At 65.7% G+C, this 19,915-nt stretch carries 20 protein-coding genes; 4 read left to right on the top strand and 16 right to left on the bottom strand.

The features are described 5' to 3' along the window. Positions 1–15: 15 nt before the first annotated feature. From L8F97_RS06685 to L8F97_RS06650, 8 genes are all read right to left on the bottom strand, one after another. Positions 16–873, bottom strand: a complete 858-nt coding sequence (locus L8F97_RS06685) for a lysophospholipid acyltransferase family protein (RefSeq protein WP_409929012.1) — start codon at positions 871–873, stop codon at positions 16–18. A 5-nt stretch (positions 874–878) separates the two neighbouring features. Beyond that, positions 879–1,301 (bottom strand): Fur family transcriptional regulator, encoded by a 423-nt coding sequence (locus tag L8F97_RS06680; RefSeq protein ID WP_242147781.1) that lies wholly within the window; start codon positions 1,299–1,301, stop codon positions 879–881. Positions 1,302–1,405: 104 nt separating this feature from the next. Beyond that, entirely contained in the window at positions 1,406–1,828 is a 423-nt protein-coding gene (locus tag L8F97_RS06675; protein WP_242147779.1) for a MucR family transcriptional regulator, read from the bottom strand. A gap of 109 nt (positions 1,829–1,937) precedes the next feature. Further along, the gene (locus tag L8F97_RS06670; RefSeq protein ID WP_242147777.1) at positions 1,938–2,414 is read right to left on the bottom strand and encodes a GNAT family N-acetyltransferase; all 477 of its coding nucleotides are present in this window, start codon (positions 2,412–2,414) and stop codon (positions 1,938–1,940) included. Then, entirely contained in the window at positions 2,411–3,028 is a 618-nt protein-coding gene (gene tsaB, locus L8F97_RS06665) for a tRNA (adenosine(37)-N6)-threonylcarbamoyltransferase complex dimerization subunit type 1 TsaB (protein ID WP_242147775.1), read from the bottom strand. Before tsaB ends, L8F97_RS06670 begins: the two co-directional genes overlap by 4 nt. A gap of 7 nt (positions 3,029–3,035) precedes the next feature. Beyond that, entirely contained in the window at positions 3,036–3,635 is a 600-nt protein-coding gene (locus tag L8F97_RS06660) for a malonic semialdehyde reductase (protein ID WP_242147773.1), read from the bottom strand. A gap of 39 nt (positions 3,636–3,674) precedes the next feature. Then, a complete protein-coding gene (locus tag L8F97_RS06655) occupies positions 3,675–4,247 on the bottom strand; it encodes a NifU family protein (RefSeq protein WP_242148277.1) in 573 nt (190 codons plus the stop codon). Positions 4,248–4,330: 83 nt separating this feature from the next. After that, complete coding sequence (locus L8F97_RS06650) at positions 4,331–5,287, bottom strand: aspartyl/asparaginyl beta-hydroxylase domain-containing protein (protein ID WP_242147770.1); 957 nt, start codon at positions 5,285–5,287, stop codon at positions 4,331–4,333. 84 nt (positions 5,288–5,371) lie between these two features. On the opposite strand from L8F97_RS06650, the gene L8F97_RS06645 reads away from it, so the two are divergent. Further along, positions 5,372–8,308: a M16 family metallopeptidase gene (locus L8F97_RS06645; RefSeq protein ID WP_242147767.1), complete on the top strand. Its 2,937-nt coding sequence runs from the start codon at positions 5,372–5,374 to the stop codon at positions 8,306–8,308. A 163-nt stretch (positions 8,309–8,471) separates the two neighbouring features. Here the strand turns inward: L8F97_RS06645 and L8F97_RS06640 are convergent, their stop codons facing one another. The 8 genes from L8F97_RS06640 to L8F97_RS06605 form a co-directional block, all read right to left on the bottom strand. Next, entirely contained in the window at positions 8,472–8,825 is a 354-nt protein-coding gene (locus L8F97_RS06640; RefSeq protein WP_242147765.1) for a HesB/IscA family protein, read from the bottom strand. Further along, a complete protein-coding gene (locus tag L8F97_RS06635; protein ID WP_242147763.1) occupies positions 8,825–9,286 on the bottom strand; it encodes an SUF system Fe-S cluster assembly protein in 462 nt (153 codons plus the stop codon). The genes L8F97_RS06640 and L8F97_RS06635 overlap by 1 nt, the downstream gene beginning before the upstream one ends. A gap of 10 nt (positions 9,287–9,296) precedes the next feature. Next, positions 9,297–10,508, bottom strand: a complete 1,212-nt coding sequence (locus L8F97_RS06630; RefSeq protein WP_242147760.1) for a cysteine desulfurase — start codon at positions 10,506–10,508, stop codon at positions 9,297–9,299. Then, positions 10,505–11,257 carry a SufD family Fe-S cluster assembly protein gene (locus L8F97_RS06625; RefSeq protein ID WP_242147758.1) on the bottom strand — a complete coding sequence of 251 codons (753 nt, stop codon included), beginning with the start codon at positions 11,255–11,257 and terminating at the stop codon, positions 10,505–10,507. The genes L8F97_RS06630 and L8F97_RS06625 overlap by 4 nt, the downstream gene beginning before the upstream one ends. Then, positions 11,257–12,000 carry a Fe-S cluster assembly ATPase SufC gene (gene sufC / locus L8F97_RS06620; RefSeq protein WP_242147756.1) on the bottom strand — a complete coding sequence of 248 codons (744 nt, stop codon included), beginning with the start codon at positions 11,998–12,000 and terminating at the stop codon, positions 11,257–11,259. Before sufC ends, L8F97_RS06625 begins: the two co-directional genes overlap by 1 nt. Before the next feature lie 320 nt (positions 12,001–12,320). Continuing rightward, positions 12,321–12,611 carry a hypothetical protein gene (locus L8F97_RS06615; protein WP_242147754.1) on the bottom strand — a complete coding sequence of 97 codons (291 nt, stop codon included), beginning with the start codon at positions 12,609–12,611 and terminating at the stop codon, positions 12,321–12,323. Continuing rightward, positions 12,608–14,080: a Fe-S cluster assembly protein SufB gene (sufB, locus tag L8F97_RS06610; protein ID WP_242147753.1), complete on the bottom strand. Its 1,473-nt coding sequence runs from the start codon at positions 14,078–14,080 to the stop codon at positions 12,608–12,610. The genes L8F97_RS06615 and sufB overlap by 4 nt, the downstream gene beginning before the upstream one ends. Further along, entirely contained in the window at positions 14,080–14,544 is a 465-nt protein-coding gene (locus tag L8F97_RS06605; protein WP_242148276.1) for an SUF system Fe-S cluster assembly regulator, read from the bottom strand. Before L8F97_RS06605 ends, sufB begins: the two co-directional genes overlap by 1 nt. 445 nt (positions 14,545–14,989) lie before the next feature. On the opposite strand from L8F97_RS06605, the gene L8F97_RS06600 reads away from it, so the two are divergent. The 3 genes from L8F97_RS06600 (at position 14,990) to L8F97_RS06590 (ending at position 19,697) form a co-directional block, all read left to right on the top strand. Continuing rightward, on the top strand, positions 14,990–16,039 hold the full coding sequence (locus L8F97_RS06600; protein ID WP_242147751.1) for a quinone-dependent dihydroorotate dehydrogenase: 1,050 nt from the start codon (positions 14,990–14,992) through the stop codon (positions 16,037–16,039). 44 nt (positions 16,040–16,083) lie between these two features. After that, the gene (ggt, locus tag L8F97_RS06595; protein ID WP_242147749.1) at positions 16,084–17,832 is read left to right on the top strand and encodes a gamma-glutamyltransferase; all 1,749 of its coding nucleotides are present in this window, start codon (positions 16,084–16,086) and stop codon (positions 17,830–17,832) included. 80 nt (positions 17,833–17,912) lie between these two features. Beyond that, positions 17,913–19,697, top strand: a complete 1,785-nt coding sequence (locus L8F97_RS06590) for an AMP-dependent synthetase/ligase (RefSeq protein ID WP_242147746.1) — start codon at positions 17,913–17,915, stop codon at positions 19,695–19,697. Positions 19,698–19,915: the final 218 nt, after the last annotated feature.

Raw genomic sequence — 19,915 nt, 5'->3', positions numbered from 1 at the left:
AGCCTTACGCACAAATCATGGCAGGACAGGGGCTTGCTCAGCGCGTTGCGCCCAGGCGTCGTGGCCGATGAACGCGGGCACCGGGCCGCCGATGATGCCGCTCAACGCGACCTCAATCCGCCGCCGGCTTTCCGCCGCGATCGCCTTGCGGCCCGGAAAGTCGCGCGGGTGGAACGGTTCGAGGAAATGCACCACCACCGGGAAACTTCCCGCCCGCGCCAGCACGCGCGCGGCGTTGCTCTTGCCGCTTTCGTGGCCGAGCCAGCCGATCTCCTCGCCGACCGCGCCATAATCGATCAGCACCGGCTGCACCATAACGCCCGGCGGCGGCGGTTCGAGCACCTTGAGCATCGAGGTCTTGAACGGCAGCAGCGACCGGCCATCCTCGGTGGTGCCTTCCGGGAACACCGTGACCGACCAGTTTTCAGCGAGCGTATCGCGCAGCGTGTTGATCTGCCCCGCCACGCCCAAGCGGTTCTCGCGTTCCACGAACACGGTGCGGTTGAGTGAGGACAGCCAGCCGACCACCGGCGCATCGCGGATTTCGGCCTTGGCGACGAAGGCGGTGCCGCTTGCCCCGGCGATCGCGGGAATGTCGATCCAGCTCACATGATTGGAGACGTAGAATACGTCGCGTTTAAGCGGTACGCCCTGCACCGACACCCGCGCGCCGCTGATTCGCCCGGCGCCGCCCAGGAACAGGCGCGGCCACGGCGACGACAGCCGGAACAGCCGCCACAGATAATGCAGCGGCACGAACATCGCCGCGAGCCCGGTCAGCATCGCGATGCGCAGCCATAGCCGCAGCCTACCGGTGGCGGTCAGCGTCGGCGGGCGTCCGGCGGCGGCTGCAAGGCGGTCCTCACGCCGCAAGGCGGTCAGCCCTTGCGGTCGAGCGCGACGCCGTACAATTCCATGCGGTGATCGACCAGCCGAAAGCCCAGACGCTCGGCGATGGTCTTCTGGAGCAGTTCGAGCTCCGGATCGACGAACTCCAGCACCTTGCCGGTTTCCACGTCGATGAGGTGATCGTGATGCGCCTCGGGCGCGGGCTCGTAGCGCGATCGTCCGTCGCCGAAATCGTGCCGGTCGAGGATGCCCGCCTCCTCGAACAGACGCACGGTACGATACACGGTGGCGATCGAGATGCCGGAATCGATCGCGGAGGCGCGTTCGTACACGCGTTCGACATCGGGATGATCGTCAGCTTCGGAAAGAACGCGCGCGATAACACGGCGTTGTTCGGTGATGCGAAGGCCCTTTTCGTTGCAGAGGGCTTCGATATCAATCTTGCGCGGCATAATGGCGTTCTACGCGCTTCACCGCGCGGGATAAAGGCGCTTCTTCCGCGCGCATATGAAAAGAGCGGCTCCGACCGGTGCCGGTGCCGCCCGTTTCGGGTCGATCAGCGTGTCGCGGTCTTGCGACGCTTGGTGCCAAGACCGATCTTCTTCGCCAGCGAGCGGCGCTGCTCGGCATAGCTCGGCGCGACCATCGGATAGTCGGCGGGAAGATTCCACTTGGTCCGATACTGTTCGGGCGTCATCTGATAATGCGTCATCAGGTGACGCTTCAGCATCTTCAGCTTCTTACCATCTTCAAGGCAGACGATATAGTCCGGCTTGATCGAAGAACGCACCGAAACGGCAGGCTCCTGCTTCACTTCCGGCGCCGGCGCAGTGCTGCCGAGACCGGTCAGCGCACCATGCACGTTCGCGATCAGGACCGGCAGATCCGATACGGCTACGCTATTGTTGCTGACGTGTGCCGCGACAATGTCTGCGGTGAGCGTGATGAGCGTTTCTTGAAGTTCCAATTGTGCGTCCATTATTGACCTTTCGACCCTTATCTAAAGCTACTGTTGCCGTAGCCATCACAAATCTATTGACCCGTGCTCAAACGAGCGCAAGCAACAATTTGTTCATTAACTTCTCGTTTCAGGCCAATTCGCGACGGAAGGTAAAAGCATCAAAGGCTTGGCCGTCCGCGCCGCGATAGTATCGCTTGCGTTCCCCGACCTTGTTGAAGCCCGATTGGCTGTACAAAGCGATCGCGCCATTACCGTCGCGGACTTCGAGATGCAGGCTGATCGCGCCGCGCATGAGACTATCCGCCATCACCGACCGTAAGATCGCCGAACCAACCCCGCGGCGGCGCATCGTCGGCGCGGTGGCGAGCAACAGCAACTCGACCTCGTCGGCAACGATCCGCGCGATCGCAAAGCCGGCCGCTTCACCGTCGACCGACGCGATCGTCAGCCACACGCCGGGCATGGCGAGGATGCCGAGACACTGGCTGCGCGTCCATGCCTCGCCAAAGCGTGGGTCGAATGCTGCCTGCATGATCGCGTCGACCGTGCCGAGATCGGCGGCGCCACCGCTGCGCAGGTCGATGCGGTTCAGCGTCGTACTCACGCGGCGGCCGGCTTTGCGTCGGGTGGGCGACCGTACAGCGGCACCGCTGCGAGCGCTGTGAACGCGGCCGGCAGCAACAGCGCGTCGGCGGCGCACGGCAGCGCTGCGCCATCCGCGTGCGCCGGATCAAGCCCGGCGATCAGCCGCACGCCGCTGCCGACCGCGAAACGCGAGTCGATCCGCGCGAGTGCGACGTCGGGACGCAGCGAGGCGAGTTGGCTGGTCGCGCACAGCGGCGCGTCGAAGGTCTGCATGAAGACCTCGCCATGCCCGCCCTCGATAACGCTCGCAAGTGTTGCAATACCCGAATTGGCCCGGAACGCAGCGGCGGCAAGCAATGACAAAGAAGAATAGCCGGCAATACTTGCAGTCCAACCGAACGCGAGTGCGCGCGCCGCCGCCAGCCCGACGCGCACGCCGGTGAAGCTGCCCGGCCCGCAATCGACCAGAATATGCTGGGCGCGTCCGCCGTCCGGCAGGCCGGCGATCATCGGCAGCAGGCGCTCGGCATGACCGCGTCCGACCACTTCGTGCGCGGCGGCGACGACCGCGCCGTTCTCGATCAGGGCCGCCGAACAGGCCGCGGTCGCGGTTTCGATGACGAGCGTACGCAAACCGGCTTCAGACAATCCGGTTGAAAGTATCGAACGGCGGGCGCGGTGACCGGCCGTGCAGTGTTGCCGGATCGCCTACGCCGAGCGTGGCGATGAAGTTCGAGCTAACGTTGGGGGTGTCGGCGAAGAACGCCTTGTCGACGGCGGCGTTGTCGAAGCCGGACATCGGCCCAGTGTCGAAGCCGAGCGCGCGCGCGGCGATGATGAAATACGCGCCCTGCAACGAGGAATTGCGCAGCGCCGCGTCCCGACGCGCGGTCGCCTTGTCATCGCCCAGGAACCAGGCACGCGCATCGACGTGCGGAAACAGCGTCGGCAGTTGCTCGTGCCATTCGGCATCCATGCCGATGACGACGGCCGCCGGCGCCTTGCGGATCTTGTCGGCATTGGTGCCGCTCGCCAGCGCCGCCAGCTTTTCCTTGGACGCATCGCTCAGGCACCAGACCATACGCCCGGGCAGCGAATTGACCGATGTCGGCCCGAACTTCATCAGATCCCAGATCGCGTGAAGATCGGCCTCGGTCACCGGCGTGTCGGTATAGCCGTTATAGCTGCGGCCAGACCGGAAGATCGTGTCCAGCGCCTCGTCGGACAGCTTGGCGGCCATGAGATTTCCTTTCAAACGCAACCGCAGATCACGTGGCGGTCAGACCGCGCGCACCTCGGTGACCTCGGGAACGTAATAACGCAGCAGTTGCTCGATACCGTTCTTCAGCGTCGCCGAAGAGGACGGGCAGCCCGAGCATGCGCCCTGCATCTGGAGGAACACCTTGCCCTTGTCGAAGCCGCGATAGACGATGTCGCCGCCATCGTTGGCGACAGCGGGGCGGACGCGCGTTTCGATCAGATCCTTGATCTGCGCGACGATGTCGGCGTCCTCCGGGTTCTCGGCGAAATCGTCTTCGGCTGGAACGGAGAAACCGGCGGTTCCGACGGCGCGGAACAGCGGCATGCCAGCGCTGAAATGGTCGAGCAGCAGCGCCAGCACGTCCGGCTTCAGCATCCCCCAGTCGCTGCCGGGGCCGGCGGTTACCGAAATGAAGTCACGGCCGAAGAACACGCCGGTCACATCGCCGAGATCGAACAAAGCCTCCGCAAGCGGCGAGGCTTCCGCCTCTTCGGGCGTCGCGAAATCACGCGTGCCGGCATCCATGACGACCCGGCCGGGCAGGAACTTCAGCGTGGCCGGATTGGGCGTCGTTTCGGTTTCGATCAACATGGGCGACATGTGGCGCTGCGTGATGGCGGGATCAAGGCGTATTCGGGAAAGCTTGTCTTTCGCGGAGATGCCTCACGGCGGCATCAGCGCTCCGTTTGCTTGACCGTTTCGTTCCACATCCGGATGTTGTCTCGCGCGTCCTGAACGAATGCGGAGCGCCGGATCGCCCCCAGGCAGACGTCGGCGATGATCTTGCCCGGGTTGCGCAGCGGCCGGCGAAACTGGATCAGCAGCACGACCTGCGTGCCGCTCGTGTCGTTCCAGACTTCATGGGGATAGGTATCGTCGAACACCAGGGTCTCGCCTTCGGCCCAGCGCACCACCCGGCCACCGACCCGCATCCGCACGTCGCCGTCGCGCAGCACGATCAGCGCGAGGTGGCAGGTGATCAGCCCCTTGGTGACGCCTCGGTGGTCGGGGATATGCGCGCCGGGCGCGAGGATCGAGAAGAAGGCGGTGGCGAGACCCGGGATTTGCCGCACCGCCGCCGCCGTGGCCGGGCAGCGTGCGATATTCTCCTCGATCGGGTAGCCATAGCCCCACAGGAAGAACGTGCGCCACATATTGGCGCGCGCGATCGCCCGGTGGTCCGGCGAAATCGCTGCGAGGCAGGGTGCGGCCTGCCCCTGAAGTGCTACGCCGAGGGCCTCGTCACGGATCGCCTGCCATTGATCGCGGAGATGCGCGGTCCAGGCGAAGTCGCGCACATCGAGCACGGCATCGTTCGACACCAGCGAGGACGCCGCGATCACCCGGTCGAATATGCCGCGCAGGCGTTTGCCGAGCCGGATGACGAACGGTCGGTCGCGTTCGGCGCGAAGTGGGACATCGTTCGCCGGTGGCACGAGTGTCAGCACCCGCTCTCGGCGCGCCGGAATGGCATCGGCAGGATCGGCCATCGTCTGCCGCATCGCGTGACCGGGATCTGACTGTACGCGCACCACGCCTTCCGAAACCTCTCTCACGTTTCCCGCCTGCGCGGCGCGGCTGCTTTGCCGCCGATAGCGTTGCGGGATATTGCCGTTGTGGGTCGAAATCATGGCGTAGCGGGTGATTTGCAGGGGCGATTATGGTGCAAACGGGGCCGCTGGCGGTGATGCGCGAACGGCGCTAGGATCACGCCCATGAAGTTGCTTACGCGCGCCTCGCGCCTTCCGCTGATCGCCAGCCCCGTAATCGCCGGCATCCTCCTCGGCCTTTCCCCGGTCATCGCCGGCCAGACGCCACCTGCGGCGGCACCCGCTTCCGCCGGCATCGCGCCGGCAGTCGATCCGGCAAGCGCGATCGCCAGCCGCGATGCGTGGCTCTACAAGGGCAGCGATATCGCGCCCGATCCGGCTTGGCATTTCGGCACGCTCAAGAACGGCCTGCGCTACGCGATCCGCCGCAACGGCGTGCCGCCAGGCCAGATCTCGGTGCGGGTGCGTATCGACGCGGGTTCGCTGTACGAGACCGATGCCGAGCGCGGCTATGCGCATCTCATCGAGCATCTATCGTTCCGAGGTTCGAAATACGTGCCGGACGGCGAGGCCAAGCGCATCTGGCAGCGCATGGGCACCACCTTCGGGTCGGACACCAACGCGCAGACCACCACCACGCAGACGGTGTTCAAGCTCGACCTGCCCTCCGCCACGCCCGCCGGCATCGACGAGAGCCTGAAGATCATGTCGGGCATGGTGTCCGCGCCTAATATCACGCCGGAAGCGCTCAATGCCGAGCGCCCCGCCGTGCTGGCCGAACAGCGCGAACAGCCCGGCGCGCAGGTGCGCTATATCGACGCGCTCAACCACACGCTGTTCGCCGGGCAGCCGCTCGCCGACCGCTCGCCGATCGGCAACATCAAGACGCTGGAGGCAGCGACCGCAGCCAGCGTGAAGGCGTTCCACGACCGCTGGTACCGCCCGAGCCGCGTGATGATCTCGGTCGCTGGCGATGCCGATCCCGCCATGATCGAGTCGCTGATCGCCAAATATTTCGGTGGCTGGCAGGGCATCGGCCCCGCGCCCGCCGATCCCGATTTCGGCAAGCCCGATCCCAAGCAGCCGACCACCGCCACCATCGTCGAGCCGAGCCTGCCGCCGCGCATTACCATGGCGGTGGTGCGGCCGTGGGAGTTTCACGACGATACCATGCTGTTCAACCAGCAGCGCATGGTCGATCAGGTCGCACTGGCGATCATCAACCGTCGGCTGGAGGCGCGTGCCCGCGCCGGTGGCAGCTATATCGCCGCGCAGGCGGGCCTCGACGACCCGTCGCGTTCCGCCAACGTGACGATCGTGTCGATCCTGCCGGTCGGCGCCGATTGGGAGGCTGCGTTGCGCGACGTTCGCTCCGTGATCGCCGCCGCGCAGGACCATGCGCCGACCCAGGCCGAGATCGACCGCGAGCTCGCCGATCTCGAGGTCAGCTTCCGTACCAGCGTCGACACCGCCCGCGCCGAAGCTGGATCGAAGGAAGCGGACGACATGGTGCAGGCGCTCGACATCCGCGAGACGACCACCGCCCCCGATACGATCCTGAAAGTGTATCACGATGCGGTCGCCAAGAAGATGTTCAATCCCGCAGCCGAACTCGCCTCCACCAAGAAGGTGTTTCAGGGCACCGCCACGCGCGCACTGCTAAGCCTGCAATCGCCTGACGATAGCGCCACTGCAAAGCTTGCGACAGCGCTCAAGGCCAAGGTCTCGCCGGCTACTCTGGGGCGCGCCCAAGGGGCCGTGTCGTTCGACAAGCTGCCTGCGCCCGGCGGCAAGCCCTCCACCGTCGTATCGCGCGAGAAGGTGACGCGGTTCGGGCCGGACATGGACCTGACCAGCGTGAGCTATTCCAACGGCTCCAAGCTGATGGTCTATTCGACCAATGCCGAGGACAATCGCATCTATGTACGGGTGCGCTTCGGGCGTGGCTATAACGCGTTCCCCGCCGACAAGGCGACGCCGGCGTGGGCGGCTGACCTTGCGCTGGTGGAAGGTGGCATCGGCAAGCTCAGGCAGGGCGATCTCGACCAGATGACCGCCGGGCGGCGCATCGGCCTCGACTTCGATATCGAGGATGATGCTTTCTCTCTGTCCGGCCAAACCTCGCCGAGCGACTTTGCCGATCAGATGAAGCTGCTCGCCGCCGAACTGGCCGCGCCGGGGTGGGATCCGAACCCGGTGTTGCGTGCGAAGAGCGTCGCGCTCTCCGGCTATGCCGGCCTCGGCGCGTCGCCGGGCGGGGTGTTGACGCGTGATCTCGAACGGTTGCTGCGCGATGGTGACAAGCGCTGGGGCTCGCCCAGCCGCGAGCAGATCATGGCGCTGACCCCGCAGAGCTTCCGCGCCTTCTGGGAACCGCTGATGAAGTCGGGCCCGGTCGAGGTGCAGGTGTTCGGCGATATCCCCGCTGACGTCGCCATCGCCACCGTCGGCAAGACGATCGGCGCGTTGCCACCGCGAACCGCCAGCACCGCGACCCCGCCGCCGGTGCGTTTCCCCGCGCACGATACAACGCCGGTGGTGCTGACGCACGACGGCCCCGCCAATCAGGCGGCGGCGGTGATCGCCTGGCCAACCGGCAGCGGTATCGAGGGGATGACCGACTCGCGCCGGCTCGACGTGCTGGCCGCGATCTTCAGCGACCGGTTGTTTGACCAGCTTCGCTCACAGGCAGGCGCGAGCTACAGCCCCAACGTGTCGAGCACCTGGCCGATCGGGTTGCCAGGCGGTGGTCGCATGGTCGCGATCGGGCAGGTCGCGCCGGAGAACGTGCCGCTGTTCTTCAAGCTGTCGCGGGAGATCGCCGCCGATCTCGTCGCCAAGCCGGTCAGTGATGACGAACTGAAACGCACGATCGGGCCGATGCTGGAGGCGATCAAGCGCCAGTCGACCGGCAACCAGTTCTGGATGCTGCAACTGACCGGTGCATCGTATGACCCGCGCCGGATCGACGCGCTGACGCATCTGTACGGCGACGTTACGCGAATGACGGCGGCGGATTTGCAGGCGACGGCGCAGAAATATCTGGTGCCGGGCAAGGACTGGACGATGGACGTGGTGCCAAAGGCTGCGGCGGCGAAGTAAGGGGCGAACGGACATCCGCGCTGCCTTCCCGTTCCTGGCCCCTCCGGCGCAAGGGGGGGCTGTACCGCAGGTGCATGTACGGGACGAAGCGCATACCGCCGACGTTGCGTAACTGATCCCGGCTGCGGCGGGGAAGGGCTGATGACTAGGGGGGCGAGCGGTCTTAAACCGTAAAGCTCTCGCCACACCCGCACGCGCCCTTGGCATTGGGGTTCTGGAACACGAAGCCGGCGGCGAAATCGTCTTCAACCCAGTCCATGCGGCTACCGATCAGGTACAGGATCGAGCCACCATCGACGAACAGCGTGCCGCCTGGCGTGTCGATGCGTTCGTCGAACGGTTTGGCTTCCGTCACGTAATCGACCGAATAGGCGAGGCCGGAACAGCCGCGCTTCGGTGTCGACAGCTTGACGCCGATCGCACCCTCAGGCGCCTTCGCCATCAGATCGGCGATGCGGCCCTCAGCGGACGGCGTGAGGTTGAGCGCGGCGGGGCGGGGGCGTGCGACCGTGGCCATTACAGCATCCCCAGTTCGAGCTTGGCGTCGTCGCTCATCTTCTGCGGGTCCCATGCCGGATCCCACACCAGATTGACCTCGGCCGAGCCGACGCCCGGCACGGCGCCGACGCGCATCTCGACCTCGCCCGGCATCGATTCGGCGACCGGGCAGTGCGGCGTGGTCAGCGTCATCGTCACGACGGCGTGGCCCGCTTCGGTCACCTCGACGCCGTAGATCAGCCCGAGATCGTAGATGTTGACCGGTATTTCGGGATCGTAGATTTCCTTCAGCGCCTCGATCACGCCTTCATACAGCGCGCCGCCCGGCTCCCCCGGTGCGTCACCCTGCGGCTTCTGCGCGAGGAACCCGTCGAGATAATCGCGCTCGCGCGGCGGAGGCGTGGCATCGTCGACGCGCGCGCGCGGCGGCGTCTCGACCGCATCGACCTGTTCCACCGCGATGTTGCTCTGCTCGTTCATGCCGAAAACCTTACCCAAAAATCCGCGCAACACGCTCGATACCCTTCACCAGCGCCTCGATATCGGCCGCGCCGTTATAGACGCCGAAGCTCGCCCGCGCGGTGGCGGCGACGCCCAGCGTCTCCATCAGCGGCTGCGCGCAGTGATGCCCGGCGCGGATCGCCACCCGGCTCTCATCCAAGATGGTGCCGATGTCGTGCGGATGCACCCCCTCGATGCTGAACGAGACGATCCCCGCCGCATCCTCCGGGCCGAACAGCATCACCGAATTGATGCCGCGCAAAGCGTTACGCGTCTGGCGGACCAGCGCGGTTTCGTGCGCGTGGATCGCGTCGAGCCCGATGCTTTCCACATAATCGATCGCGGCATGCAGGCCGAGCGCACCGACGATGTGCGGCGTGCCCGCCTCGAACCGGGTCGGCGGCGGCGCATAGGTGGTGCGTTCGAAAGACACGCGGTCGATCATCGAGCCGCCACCCTGATAGGGCGGCATCGCGTCGAGCAGGTCAGCGCGGCCCCACAGCACGCCGATCCCGGTCGGGCCGTACAGCTTGTGGCCGGAGAAGACGTAGAAGTCGCAGCCAATCTCCGCGACATCGACGGCGATGCGCGGCACCGCCTGGCACCCGTCGATCAGGATCTTCGCGTCGACGCTGTGTGCGATCTCGGTGGCGCGCTTCGCGTCGAGCACCGAGCCGAGCACGTTGGAGACATGCGCGAGCGCGACCAGCTTGTGTTCGGGCCGGATCATCGCCGACATCGCGTCGAGATCGATGCGGTGATCGTGGGTGAGCGGAATCACGTCGATCGCAGCACCGACCGCTTCCGCCGCCATCTGCCACGGCACGATATTGCTGTGATGTTCGAGCATCGACAGCAGCATACGGTCGCCCGGCTTGAGCTGCTCGCGCGCCCAGTTACTCGCGACGAGGTTGATCGCCTCGGTCGCGCCGCGCACAAACACGATCTCGCCTTCCTGCGCGCCGATGAAGCTGGCGACGCGGCGACGGGCCGCCTCATAGGCGAGCGTCATGTCGGCGCTGCGCTGATACACGCCGCGATGCACGGTGGCGTAGCTGGTGTCGTAGCCGTGGCGAATCGCGTCGATAACCGCTTGTGGCTTCTGCGAGGTGGCGGCGGTGTCGAGATACGCCCAGCCCTCCGGGATCGCGGGGAAGTCGGCGACCACGTCGAGCGGGCGGGTGTCGGTGAGGACGCTCACAACATCCGCTCCAGCGCGGCCTGCGCGGCGGCCTCGACCGATTCGCGTTCGGCATCGTCGGCGATGCCGTCGAACACCGATCCGATGAAGGCGCGCAGCAAAAGCGCGGCGGCATCGGCGGGGGAGAGGCCACGGCTTTCGAGATAGAACAAAGCGGTCTTGTCGAGTTCGCCGACGGTGGCGCCGTGCGCGCACTTCACGTCGTCCGCGAAGATCTCCAGCTCGGGCTTGGCGTTGGCGGTGGCGGTGCGGGTGAGCAGCATCGCCTTTACGCTCTGCGAAGCATCGGTCTTCTGCGCATGGCGCGCCACCGCGACCTTGCCGAGATAGCTGCCGGTCGCCTGCCCGCCCAGCACCGAGCGGACCGTCTGGTTCGATGTCGCGTTCGGCTCGATATGGTTGAGCGTGGTGACGATCTCGAGCGTCTGGTCGCCGGTGCCCAGCATCGCCGCGCCGAGCTCGAAGTGCGATCCTTCGTGAGCCGTCACGTCGATCGCCACGCGACCGAGCTTGCCGCCGGTGTTGAGGACGTGGAACGTCGCGGTCGCGCCGGCGCGGAGGATCACGCGGTAATCACGGATCGCGGCGACGTCGGTGGCGGCATCCTGCACGATGACGCGGGTGATGCTCTCACCGGCGGGCACCTCGATCAGTTCGGGCGCGGGCAGCGGCCAGACCGTGGCGACCGCTTCAAGATCGCTGTAGCGCCACGCTTCGTCGCGGCGGGTGGGGAGGGCAAGCGCGTCCACTATGCCGCAACCTCGGCATAGCCCGCCGCTTCGAGTTCGAGCGCCAGTTCCGGCCCGCCGGTCTTGACGATGCGACCACCGGCGAGGACGTGCACCACGTCCGGCTTCACGTAATCGAGCAGCCGCTGGTAATGCGTGATGAGCAGCACCGCCTTGTCGGGCGCGCGCATGATGCGGTTGATGCCGTCGCCGACCGCACGCAGCGCATCGATGTCGAGGCCGCTGTCGGTCTCGTCGAGGATCGCGAAGCGGGGGTTGAGAATGCCCATCTGCACCATCTCGTTGCGCTTCTTCTCGCCGCCGGAAAAGCCGACGTTGACCGGGCGTTTGAGCATCTCGGCATCCATGCCGAGGCCCGCTGCCTGCGCCCGCGCGACCTTGAGGAACTCCGCGCCCGACAGCGGCGGCTCGCCGCGCCCCCGGCGCTGCGAATTGAGCGCCTCCCGCAGGAACTGCACGTTGGACACGCCGGGGATCTCGACCGGATATTGAAAACCGAGGAACAGGCCGGCGGCGGCGCGCTCATGCGGGGCGAGGTCGAGCAGGTCGACGCCGTTGAACGTCGCGGACCCCGCCGTCACCTCGTAACCGGGCCGTCCGCCCAGCACATAGCCGAGCGTCGACTTGCCCGCGCCGTTCGGCCCCATGATCGCGTGCACCTCGCCCGCACCCACGGTGAGGCTGAGGCCCTTGAGGATTTCTTTGCCGTCGATCTCGGCATGGAGGTTTTCAATTTTGAGCATTGTTCGGGATTTTTCCAGTTCGACGATATTCCGAGATTTCAGACTTCAACTCTTCAGCTAACTGCCGATCGTTTTCGTTTATCATCTCGTCGGATGTCTGTTCGCAGACGCCTGCATGGGCGCGATGGCCTTGCGAGCGGAGGTGCGCTTCGCCTTGCAGCCTTCGAAGCCCTGTCTAACGGCCAATTCAATCGACTTGGCTTTGTCTCTTTGGGCAACGATGGCGTGGTTCGCGACGCAGAAATCATAGTCTGAGAGGGCCTGCTCGCCTTTTGAAGAATTTGCGCCACTCATGGCGGAAAGGGCGAATACTATCGCGATCATCCCGCCGCCCCGGAGCGCACGAAAGCGATCAGTTGCCCATCGACGCAGTTTGCAAGCGCTTCGCCAGCGCGCTGGCCGCTAGCCATGCAATCGCGCGTGCTGACGCACGCCTGCCGGTCGATCGCCGCGTCGCCGCTGGAGATCGTCACCTCGCAGCCACGCAACCGGCCGTTGCGCGCGACTGCGGCGTGGACGCGCAACCGGCGCAACCGCTCGCCCGTCACCACCACGTCGGCGGGTACGTCGGCAGCCTGCGCGGCAAGGAGCGCCATGGCGAGCATCATCACCCGACCGAGCCTTCGAGGCTGATGCCGAGCAGCTTCTGCGCTTCGACCGCGAACTCCATCGGCAGTTGCTGTAGCACTTCCTTGGCGAAGCCGTTGACGATCAGCGCCACCGCCGCCTCCTGATCCAGCCCGCGCTGCATCGTGTAGAAGAGCTGGTCGTCGCTGATCTTGGAGGTGGTCGCCTCATGCTCGATCTGCGCGCTAGGGTTGCGCACCTCGATATACGGCACGGTATGCGCACCGCACTGATCGCCGAGCAGCAGCGAATCGCACTGGGTGAAGTTTCGCACGCCCTCCGCGCCCGCCGCCACGCGTACCAGCCCGCGATAGGTGTTGTCCGAGCGGCCGGCGGAGATTCCCTTCGAGACGATCGTCGAGCGCGAACCCTTGCCGTTGTGGATCATCTTGGTGCCGGTATCGGCCTGCTGGCGGTTGTTGGTGACCGCCACCGAATAGAACTCGCCGACCGAATTCTCGCCGTTGAGCACGCAACTTGGATATTTCCACGTCACCGCGCTGCCGGTCTCGACCTGCGTCCACGACACCTTGCTGCGCGCGCCCTGACACAGTGCGCGCTTGGTGACGAAATTGTAGATGCCGCCCTTGCCGTTCTCGTCACCGGGGTACCAGTTCTGCACGGTCGAATATTTGATCTCGGCATCGTCCAATGCGACGAGTTCGACCACCGCCGCGTGAAGCTGGTTCTCGTCGCGCATCGGCGCGGTGCAGCCTTCGAGGTAGGAGACGTAGGCGCCCTTGTCGGCGACGATCAGCGTGCGCTCGAACTGGCCGGTATTCTCGGCATTGATCCGGAAGTACGTCGACAGCTCCATCGGGCAGCGCACGCCTTCGGGAATGTAGACGAACGTCCCGTCCGAGAAGACCGCGCAATTCAGTGCCGCAAAGTAATTGTCATGCATCGGGACGACTCGGCCGAGCCACTTCTTCACCAGTTCGGGATATTCGCGGATCGCCTCGCTGATCGAGCGGAAGATCACGCCCGCCGCCTCAAGCTCCTTGCGGAAGGTGGTGGCGACCGAAACCGAGTCGAACACTGCATCGACCGCGACGCGGCGCGGCGGCGTGCCGCCCTCGACCCCCGCGAGCAGCTTCTGCTCCTCGATCGGGATGCCGAGCTTCTCATAGACCCGCAGGATCTCGGGATCGACCTCGTCGAGCGAACCGAGCTTGGGCTTGGCCTTCGGCTCGGCGTAGTAATACGCGTCCTGATAGTCGATCGGCGCGATGTCGAGCTTGGCCCAATCGGGCGACTCCATCGTCAGCCAGTGGCGATACGCCTTCAGCCGCCAATCGAGCATCCACTCCGGCTCGTTCTTCTTCGCCGAAATGAACCGGACGGTTTCCTCGCTCAGCCCCTTGGGGGCGAATTCCTGCTCGATGTCCGAGCTGAAACCCCATTCGTAGGTCTTGTTTGCAGCGGCGAAAGCGTCTGCGTTGCGGGTGGCCATTATGCTTCGATCCTCAGGTCATTCGCGTCGGACGCTTCGGCAGCGGCCGTGCCTTGCGGCGGGTGTGTCAGGCTGGCGAGGCTGATGTTCGCCAGAGCGCCACGCACCGCGCCGTTCACGGCGTTCCAGTGCGGCTTCATCTTGCAACTGTCGTCGATCTGGCAGTCATGCGATCGCGATTCGACACAGGCGGTCATCGCGATCGGCCCTTCGATCGCCTCGACGACCTCGGCAAGCGTGATCGCAGATGGCGGGCGCGACAGGCGAAAGCCGCCACCGGTGCCGCGCGTGCTCTCAATCAGGCCGCCGGCGGACAGCTTGCTGACCAGCTTCTGCACGGTCGGCAGCGGCAGCCCGGTTTCCTCAGCCAATACGGTCGCGTTGAGACGACCCGCACCGCCACACCGACGCGCGGCGGCCGTCATCATCACGACGGCATAATCGGCAAGGCTGGACAGGCGCATTTGCGAGCGGTTCTCAAATCGGAGCAGTTCGTTCCGATTGGGCATGTGGTCGCGAAGCGCCCTCACGTCAACCACCCGAAGAGAGTTCTTGGTTGGCTGCGCGCGGACAACAAACGTCGCAGCGACAAAGCTTGTCAGAAGTTGCGGGCGGCATGGGCGGTCGGGCGGTCGGGCGGTGCGACCTTGAACGCAGCGGCGGTGTGACACGGCCTATAAAGAAAGTGGCCCGGACGGAGTTCGTCCAGGCCATGAAGGTGCGGAACCCTGGTCAGAGGGCCCCTTGGGTCGCGCTTTTCATTGAGCAGAACCGCGCGGCTGTGTCGCGGACGAAAGCGACGGTTTTGGTGACACCCATCGTTCCGCAACAGGCTACCGCCGATAAAACCTCCATTTTGGTGAGATCTTCCGGCTTTGACGGTCGGTGCCGGCAGTGCCATCAGGCATTATGATCTTTTCCGCCACACGGCCCGTCCTGTTCGCGCTTGACGGCGAACGCGCGCATAATCTGACGATCGACGCCCTTGCTGCATGGGGTACGCTCGGCACGCCGTTCGGTGGCGGGCGTCACGATCCACGCCTTGCCACCCGCATTGCCGGGCTTGATTTCGCCAACCCGCTCGGTCTCGCGGCGGGTGTCGATAAAAACGGGCGGGCGATCGACGGGTTCTTCGGGCTGGGCTTCGGCAGCGTCGAGATCGGTACGCTGACGCCGCTGCCGCAGGACGGCAATCCCAGGCCCCGCCTGTTCCGGCTGGTGGAGGACAAGGCGGTGGTCAACCGCATGGGCTTTAACAACGGCGGCATCGATGCGGCGCTGCCGCGCGCGGCCAAGGCGAAGCGGCGCGGTGTGCTCGGCATCAACGTCGGCGCCAACAAGGACGCGAGCGACCGCATCGCCGATTACGTCCTGGGCGTCGGCAAGGCGGCGGCGGTGGCGGACTACGTCACGATCAACATCAGCTCTCCCAACACGCCGGGCCTGCGCGATCTGCAACATGGGCCAGCGCTCGCCGAACTGCTCGCCGCCGCGGACGCCGCACGACGCTTGCCGGGACGCCAGCCGCCATTGTTCCTGAAGGTCGCGCCCGATCTCGACCGGGCGGCGATCGACGCGATCGCGCGCGCCGCGATTGAGCACCGCATCGATGCGCTGATCGTCAGCAACACGACGATCGAGCGGCCGTTCGGGCTGACCTCATCCAATCGGGACGAGACCGGCGGGCTGTCGGGCGCGCCGCTGGCGCCGCTCGCGCGCACCCGGCTGGCCGATTTTCGCGCGGCGACCGGCGGGGCACTGCCGCTGATATCGGCAGGCGGTATCGCGACCGGGGCGGAGGCGTATCGCCGCATCCTGGCGGGCGCGAGCCTGGTGCAGCTCTATTCCGCGCTGGTGTACGAAGGGCCGGGGCTGGCGCGTCGGTTGTGCCGCGAACTTTCGGCGATCCTCGCGCGCGACGGCTTCGCAAATGTCGCTGACGCGGTCGGCAAGGGCTGAAACCGGGTTGTGCGTACGCCCGAGTACGTTACGTTTCGTACCCGATGAAGAAAACACTGGTCGCGCTCGCCCTGCTCCTGCCTACGCCTTTGCTCGCGAAAGGCTCGGTTGCGCCGTCGCCTGCGCACAAGCAGGGCATCGTCTCCGCCGCCGATCCGCGCGCGGCGCAGGCGGGTGCGGACATCCTCAAGCAAGGCGGCACCGCCACCGATGCGGCGATCGCGACGATGCTGGTGCTTAACGTGGTCGAGCCGCAGAACTCCGGCATCGCCGGCGGCAGCTTCATGGTTTATCACGATGCCAAGACCGGCAAGACCATCACGCTCGACGGGCGTGAGGCGGCGCCACATGCCGCCGATGCCAAATGGTTCTACGGCGACGACGGCAAACCGCTCAGCTTCAAGGATGCCTATCCGGGCGGGCGCAGTGTCGGCGTACCCGGCAACCTGCGCATGATGGCGGTCGCGCACCAGCGCTATGGCAAGCTGCCGTGGGCGACGCTGTTCGCGCCAGCGATCAAATACGCGCGCGACGGCTTCGTCGTGTCGGCGCGGATGCACAACGGCCTCGAACTCTACGGCCGCCATGTCGAGGCATGGGGCCGCGCGCACATGTTCACCCCCGATGGTCATGCCGTGATGACCGGCTCGACGTTCAAGAACCCCGAGCAGGCGGCGTTGTTCGACACCATCGCGCGGCGCGGGGTGGAGAGTTTCTATACCGGCCCGGAGGCGCAGAAGATCGTCACCGCCGTCAACACCGCCGAGCGCAACCGCTCTAAGATGACGCTCGGCGATCTGTCGACCTATCAGGTCAAGGATCGCGCGTCGGTGTGCGGCACCTATCGCGGCTACAAGATCTGCGGCATGGGGCCGCCCTCGTCGGGCGCGATCTCGGTGCTGATGATCCTGAAGCAGCTCGAACGCTTCGACCTTGCCCAACTCGGCCGGGCGTCGCCGGCGGCATGGCATCTCTTCGCCGAGTCCTCACGGCTCGCCTATGCCGACCGCGACATGTACGTTGCCGATCCCGATTATGTGCAGGTGCCGATCGCCGGGCTGCTCGACGCGAAGTACATCGCACAGCGGTCCGCGCTGATCTCGCCCGATCACAGCCTCGCCGCGATCGCGCCCGGCCTGCCCGCCGGCGCGCCAAAGCGTATCCGCGCGCCCTTGAGCGAAGTACCCGGCACCAGCGATCTCGCCACCGCCGACGCCGCCGGCAATGTGGTGGAGGTCACCACCACGATCGACGGCTATTTCGGATCAGGCATTTCGGTCGACGGTGTTTGGCTCAACAACGAACTGACCGACTTCGACATCGTGCCGGAGAAGGACGGCTATCTCGTCGCCAACCGGGTCGAGGGGGGTAAGCGGCCGCGCAGTTCGATGTCGCCGACCATCGTCTATGGTCCGGACGGCAAGGTCCGCCTCGCGATCGGCGCGGCCGGCGGCTCGACGATCATCGCGCAGGTGGCGAAGGCGATCATCGGCGTAATCGACTGGAAGATGTCCGCGCAGGAGGCGATCGCAACCGGACTGCTCTATGCGCCGGGCAAGAGCGCGGTCGCGGAAGCCGGCACCGAGCTGGAGGCGATGGTGCCCGCACTCCAGGCGCTCGGCGAGGATGTGAAGGTCGGGCCGCTCGGATTGAAGGCTAATGCGATCGAGCGGGTCGATAGTGCCTGGGTGGGCGCGGCCGATCCGCGTAGCGAGGGCGTCGCGGTCACGACCGACGGCACCGTCACGCAGATCGCGCGGCGCAGTAACGAACTGAACGGCGCACACGAATAATGATGCTGGGGACGGAACGTCCCGGCGCGACAGGGGTAGGTATAAAAGCGGCCCGATCAAGCGGTCGCGGGGGAGCAGGGATGCGCAAGCTCGAACATTTTCCGAATCTCGTGGCGATGTTCCTCGCGCGAGTATCGGAAAAGTCGGACGCGCCGTTTCTGTGGTACAAGCGCGATGGCGGCTGGATAGCGATCTCCTGGCGCGAGGCGGCGGAGCAGGTCGCCAGCCTTGCCGCCGCGCTTAAAGGGATCGGGCTGAAGCCGGGTGACCGCGTGATGCTGGTCGCGGAAAACCGCCCCGAATGGTGCATCAGCGATCTCGCCATCATGGCGGCCGGCTGCATCACCGTGCCGACCTACACCACCAATACCGAACGCGATCACGCGCACATCATCGAAAACTCGGGTGCGAGCGCGGTGATCGTGTCGGGCGCCAAGCTCGCCAAGGCCCTGCTGCCGGCGGTGATCCGATCCAGCACGATGCGCACGGTAATCTCCATGGAGGAGGTGCGCCCCGGCCAAACCGGCGCGCTCGCCTTCCACCGCTGGGGCGAGCTGATCCGCGATCATGCCAGCGCGCCCGAAACGATCGTGGCGAGCGCGACCCGTGCCGACACCGCGTGCATCATCTACACCAGCGGAACCGGCGGCGCGCCGCGCGGGGTGATGCAGCACCACGGCGCGATCCTGCACAACGTCGCGGGCACCTCCGCGATCATCGCCGAGGATTTCAGCTGGGGCGACGAGGTGTTCCTGTCGTTCCTGCCGCTCAGCCATGCCTATGAACATACCGCCGGCCAGCATCTCCCGATCGGTCTCGGCGGGCAGATTTATTATGCGGAAGGCATCGAAAAGCTCGCCGCCAACATTGCCGAGGTGCGCCCGACCATCATGGTGGTGGTGCCGCGCCTGTTCGAGGTGCTGCGCGCGCGCATCACCAAGGATGTCGAGAAGAAGGGCGGCATCGCACCGTGGCTGCTCGACAAGGCACAGGCGCTCGGCACAAAACGGTATCGGGGTACATCGACAGTGCTCGACAAGCCGATGGACCTGCTGCTCAACGCCACGCTCCGGCCCAAGGTCGCGCAACGCTTCGGTGGGCGGATCAAGGCGATGGTATCGGGCGGCGCGCCGCTCACGCCCGAAGTCGGCGTGTTCTTCCAGTCGCTCGGCATCGCCTTCCTGCAAGGCTATGGGCAGACCGAATCCGGGCCGGTGGTGTCGTGCAACCGCCCGGCGGCGGGGCTGAAGATGGACACGGTCGGTCCGCCGCTCGACGCGACCGAGGTGCGGATCGCGGAGGACGGCGAGATCCTGGTGCGCGGCGAACTCGTCATGCACGGCTACTGGCGCAACCCGGAGGAAAGCGCGCGCGTGTTGCAGGATGGCTGGCTGCATACCGGCGATATCGGCCTGATCGACGAACGCGGGCGCATCAAGATCACCGATCGCAAAAAGGACATCATCGTCAACGACAAAGGCGAGAACGTCGCCCCGCAAAAGGTCGAGGGGATGCTGACGCTCCAGCCCGAGATCGCGCAGGCGATGATCTACGGCGACCGCAAGCCCTATATGGTCGCGCTGCTGGTGCCGGACCCGGAGTGGACGCAGCAATGGTGCGCGATGAACGGCGACCCGTGCAATTTTACCCGGCTGGCCGAGAACAGCGAATATCGCACGATCATCGGCCAGGCGGTCGAGCGGGTGAACCGCGACCTGTCAGTGACCGAGCGAATTCGCCGCTACGTACTGGCCGAGGCGCCGTTCAGCATCGAGAACGAGCAGCTAACCCCCTCGCTCAAGATCCGCCGGCACGTCCTGCGCGACGTATACGGCGAGCGGCTCGACGGGCTGTATCGCGGCTGAACCGGACGTTTCACGGTCCGCCGCGCACGAGCGGTACCGTCGCGACTCGGCCAAAAAGGGGCGAGGTCCGAAAGATTTGCGACGAAGTGTTGGCGAATCGCTTCGACACTGCCGTACACAGGTTGCGATTTCCCCTACCAATCGTGTTTCCTTGGCCGCATAAGACCCTCGGACATTCAGGGCCGGGGGGTAGCAATACAGTTGCCCAGGCAAAGGCC

Origin of the sequence: Sphingomonas sp. BAUL-RG-20F-R05-02, from assembly GCF_022662305.1 — a bacterium.
GTDB lineage: Bacteria > Pseudomonadota > Alphaproteobacteria > Sphingomonadales > Sphingomonadaceae > Sphingomonas.
The sequence above is the reverse complement of the archived record's forward strand: the minus strand, read 5'-3'. Positions and strand labels throughout refer to the sequence as shown.